At 71.8% G+C, this 4,388-nt stretch carries 4 protein-coding genes; 3 read left to right on the top strand and 1 reads right to left on the bottom strand.

The window, feature by feature from the left end; all coding sequences use genetic code 11:
- The 3 genes from ACYVE7_RS29980 to ACYVE7_RS29970 form a co-directional block, all read left to right on the top strand.
- A partial coding sequence (locus tag ACYVE7_RS29980; RefSeq protein ID WP_460369394.1) for a hypothetical protein occupies positions 1 to 401 on the top strand: 401 nt, incomplete at its 5' end.
- Between the two features lie 89 nt (positions 402 to 490).
- A complete protein-coding gene (locus tag ACYVE7_RS29975; RefSeq protein ID WP_460369393.1) occupies positions 491 to 1,936 on the top strand; it encodes an aldehyde dehydrogenase family protein in 1,446 nt (481 codons plus the stop codon).
- Positions 1,937 to 2,088: 152 nt separating this feature from the next.
- On the top strand, positions 2,089 to 3,291 hold the full coding sequence (locus ACYVE7_RS29970; RefSeq protein ID WP_460369392.1) for a lipase family protein: 1,203 nt from the start codon (positions 2,089 to 2,091) through the stop codon (positions 3,289 to 3,291).
- On the opposite strand, the gene ACYVE7_RS29965 is transcribed toward ACYVE7_RS29970, so the two are convergent.
- The gene (locus ACYVE7_RS29965) at positions 3,292 to 4,224 is read right to left on the bottom strand and encodes a carbohydrate kinase family protein (RefSeq protein ID WP_460369390.1); all 933 of its coding nucleotides are present in this window, start codon (positions 4,222 to 4,224) and stop codon (positions 3,292 to 3,294) included.
- Positions 4,225 to 4,388: the final 164 nt, after the last annotated feature.

Genomic DNA, 4,388 nt, shown 5'->3' with positions numbered 1-4,388 from the left:
CGCGGGGCGCCCCCCCGACCGGCGCCCCGCAGTCCCCCGCGACTCCCGCGGCCGACGCGACCCCCTCGGCCAAGGTGACCCCGTCGGCCGACGCGACGCCGCAGCCGGGCGCGATCAGGTTCGACACCCCGCAGGCCGCGCTCGACCATCTCCTGGCCGCATGGAAGGAGGGCGACCGGACGGCCGCGCTCCAGGCGGCGGGCCCGCGGACGGTCGAGAAGGTGTTCACCGGGCTGCCCAAGGCCGCCGAGAAGCAGATCGAGAGCTGCGACAAGACCAACGACGGCGGCTACGCCTACAACTGCTACTGGCGTTACGAGGGTGGATCGACCCACTTCTACGTCAATCCGTATGCGGCGACCGGGTTCCGTGTCGAGAACTTCGAGCAGATCGCGGACTGACGCGCGCCGGTCGATCTCCGGCCCCGGGTTCCCTTCGGAAGTCAAGCAAGCGTACGCTTGGGAAGCTGACTTTTCTCCGAGGGGAACCGATGACTGAGATCAAGGACTATGCCCACCTGATCGGCGGCGAGCTGCGCGGCACCGCGGAGTACCTGGACTCGGTCGACCCGGCCACCGGACAGGTCTGGGCGCGTGTCCCCCGCGGCACCGCCCAGGACGCGAACGACGCCGTCGCCGCCGCCAAGCGCGCCTTTCCCAAGTGGTCCGCGATGCCCGCCGCGGGCCGCGCGTTCTTCCTGCGGAAGGTCGCCGAGGTCTTCGCCGCCAACGCCCAGGAGCTGGCCGCGCTGGAGACCCGCGACAACGGCCGGATCATCAACGAGACCGGCAAGATGGACCTGCCCGGGATGACCTATCTGTGGCAGAACGCCGCGGGCGAGTGCGCGGCGGCCGTCGAGGGCAAGTCCGTCGTCTTCGGCCCCGGCAGCATGGGCTACACACGGCGCGAGCCGTACGGCGTGGTCGTCGGGATCATCCCGTGGAACTCCCCCATCTCGACCTTCTCGGCGAAGGCGGCGTTCGCGCTGGCCGCGGGCAACACCGTGGTGATCAAGCCGGCCGAGCAGGCGACGGTCTCGATGCTGCGGCTCGCCGAGCTGCTCCAGGGGGTGCTGCCGAAGGGCGTGCTGAACATCGTGTCCGGGCTCGGCGAGGAGGTCGGTGACGTCCTCGTGCGCCACCAGGACGTCGGCCGGGTCAGCCTGACCGGCTCCAACGAGACCGCGAAGATCATCCTGCGGGCGTCGACCGACCATCTCAAGCCGGTCGCGCTGGAGCTCGGCGGCAAGTCCCCGAACATCGTCTTCGCGGACGCCGACCTCGACAAGGCCGCCGAGGGCGTCTCCACCAAGGCCGTCTTCACGGGCAACGCCGGGCAGGTCTGCGTGGCGGGCTCCCGCATCCTCATCCAGCGGCCCGTCTACGACGAGATGATCGAGAAGATCAAGGCGCGGATGGCGTCGGTCCGGCTCGGCGACCCGCAGTCCCCCGAGACCACGATGGGCCCGATCGTCTCCAAGGAGCAGTACGACCGCGTCGTCGGCTATATCGAGCTGGGCCAGAAGGAGGGCGCGGAGCTGGTGTACGGCGGCCGGCACGGCGCCGAGCTGGTCGACGCCGACCACGCGGGCGGCTACTGGGTCGAGCCGACCCTGCTGGCGACGACCGACAACACGCTCCGCGTCTGCCAGGAGGAGATCTTCGGCCCGGTCGCCGTGGTCCTCCCCTTCGACACCTACGAGGAGGCCATCGCCATCGCCAACGCCTCCCCCTACGGCCTGGCCTCCGGCGTCTGGACCCAGAGCCTCGCCACCGCCCAGCGCGCCGCCCAGGACCTCCAGGCCGGCTACGTCTGGGTCAACACCTACCGCCGTATCCTCCCCGGCCTCCCCTTCGGCGGCTGGAACGCCTCCGGCTACGGCCACGACGCCCTCCTCGAGAACACCCGCGAAAAATCCGTCATCCTCGAACTCTGACCGGCGGGACCGATCCCCGTCAGATGACAACGGGGCCGGGTAATGGACGCCGGGTCTGACAAGACGGGGTGGGTGTGACGGGGGTCATAATGGCGCGGCCCTGGACTCTGTTGCGTTGGTGAGGCGTCATGCGAAGTGGAATGGCTCGTCGTGTGGGGAGCAAGGTGGCGGCGGTCGCGGTGGGGGCCGCGGTCGTCGTCGCCGGGGTGGTGGGCGCAGGGAGCGGTGCGGCCGCCGCGCCTCCCGCGCAGGACGCGTTCTACCAGCCGCCGGTGCCCGTGCCGGGCGGGGCGTTCGGGGACGTGCTGCGGGCACGGGGGGCGGCGTACCCGATGTCGTCGGCCGTGAAGTCGACGCAGGTGCTGTACCGGACGCAGAACGCGACCGGGCAGACCATCGCGGTGTCCGGGACCGTGCTCGTGCCGACCAAGGCGTGGAACGGGACCGGGAGCAGGCCGCTGGTGTCGTACGCCGTCGGGACGCGGGGGCTCGGGGACGCGTGCGCGCCGTCCTACACGCTCACCCAGGGGCTCGACTACGAGCAGTTCACCATCAACGACCTGCTCAACAAGGGCTGGGCCGTGGCCGTCTCCGACATGGAGGGGCTCGGGACGCCCGGCGTCCACACCTACATCGTCGGACGGTCCGAAGGCCGCGCGGTGCTCGACATCGCGCGCGCCGCCCAACGGCTCCCCGGGACCGGGCTCGACCCGGCCGGGCCCGTCGGGATCGTCGGCCACTCGCAGGGCGGCAGCTCGGCCGGATGGGCGGCCGAGCTGGCCGCGACCTACGCGCCGGAACTCAACCTCAAGGGCGTGTCGGCCAGCGGCGTGCCCGCCGACCCGATCGCCATGGGCAAGTTCCTGGACGGCGGGCTCGGCGCCGGCCTGATGTTCATGGCGTCGCTCGGCTTCGACGCCGCCTACCCCGAACTCGGCCTGGACGGCTACCTCAACGACGCCGGACGCAAGATCCGCGACCAGCAGAAGGACATCTGCCTGGCCAGCGTCAACGGCATCCCGGCGATAGCCAGCACCGCGTTCAAGCGGATCAGCGACTTCACCACCAGGAGCCCGCTGGACGCCCCCGACTGGCAGGCCAGGTTCAACGAGAACAAGCTGGGGAGCGTCCGGCCGTCCGTGCCGGTCTTCCAGGGCCACGGCATGGCCGACCAGCTCGTCGGCTACACCCAGGGCGACGCGCTCCACAAGAGCTGGTGCGCCCTCGGCGCCGACCTGACCTGGAAGGCCTACCCGCTCGCCGAGCACCTGCTCGGCTTCCTCGTGTCCTGGCCGGACGCCACCGCGTTCCTCACCGACCGGTTCGCCGGCAAGCCCGTCAAGCGGTCCTGCTGATCAGCGGTTGAGGTCGGCCAGGTAGGGCGGGTCGGCGCCTTCCTTGCGGCAGGTCTCGGCGGCCACGTCGCTGGCGAAGGTCAGCGCCCGGACGAGGAGGTCGGGCGTCAGACCGGTCAGCCGGCCGCCGAGGGCGCCGGCGGTGTGCAGCCGGTAGAGCAGGCCCGCGGTGAACGCGTCGCCCGCGCCGACCGTGTCGACGGGGGTGACCGGGCGGGCGGGGACCGTCAGCCGGTGGCCGTTCAGCGACGCGTAGGCGCCGTCCGCCCCGCAGGTGATGACGACCAGGTGGACGCCGTCGGCGTGCCACTCCTCGCACGCGTCCTGCAGGGACGAGCCGGGCCTGAGCAGCGCCAGGTCGTCGGAGCTCAGCCGGAACAGGTCGGCGGTCGACGTCCAGCCCGGCAGCAGGTCCCGGTAACGCTCCACCGGGACGATGCCGGGCCGGATGTTCGGGTCGATCGAGATGGTCGCGCCGCCGCGGCGTTCGCGGAGCAGCTTCTCGATCAGCGGGCCGCTCGGCTCCAGGGCCAGGGCCAGGGAGCCGGCGTGCAGGCAGGTGACGTCCGGCGGCGTGGCCTCGGCCAGCTCGTCGGCCGTCCACTGGAAGTCGGCGGTGCCGTTGGCGTAGAAGGAGTAGCGGGCCCGGCCGTCGCCGTCGACCGTGGCCAGAGCCAGGGTCGGCTCCTCGGCCGCCGCGACGGCCCGCGCCAGATCGACGTGGGAGTCGGTCAGGTAGGCGCGGAGCAGGGCGCCGAGCGGGCCGCCCGGGATCCGGCCGACGAACGCGGTCGGCACTTCCAGCCGGCCCAGCGCGACGGCCGTGTTGGCGGGCCCGCCGCCCGGACGCACTCGCAGGTCGAGCGCGCCGGGCGTGGTGGTTTGCGGAGGAACGAAGGCGTCGGCGACGGTCTCCCCGATGACCGCGATCATAGCGAGAGGGCTCCGGTCATGATGGCGACGACGTCGGACATGGAGTGGTCGGCGGGTTTCACGACGCCGGCCCTGCGGCCGAGCCGCTGGATGTGGATCCGGTCGGCGATCTCGAAGACGTGCGGCATGTTGTGGCTGATCAGCACGACGGGCAGACCGCGGTC

Source organism: Actinocorallia lasiicapitis (genome assembly GCF_054778695.1).
This window is presented reverse-complemented; position numbering and strand designations above follow the sequence as displayed.

Coding starts and splice junctions, on each gene's coding strand:
- ACYVE7_RS29965 (WP_460369390.1), bottom strand. CDS start 4,224: ATGATCGCGGTCATCGGGGAGACCGTCGCCGACGCCTTCGTTCCTCCG.
- ACYVE7_RS29975 (WP_460369393.1), top strand. CDS start 491: ATGACTGAGATCAAGGACTATGCCCACCTGATCGGCGGCGAGCTGCGC.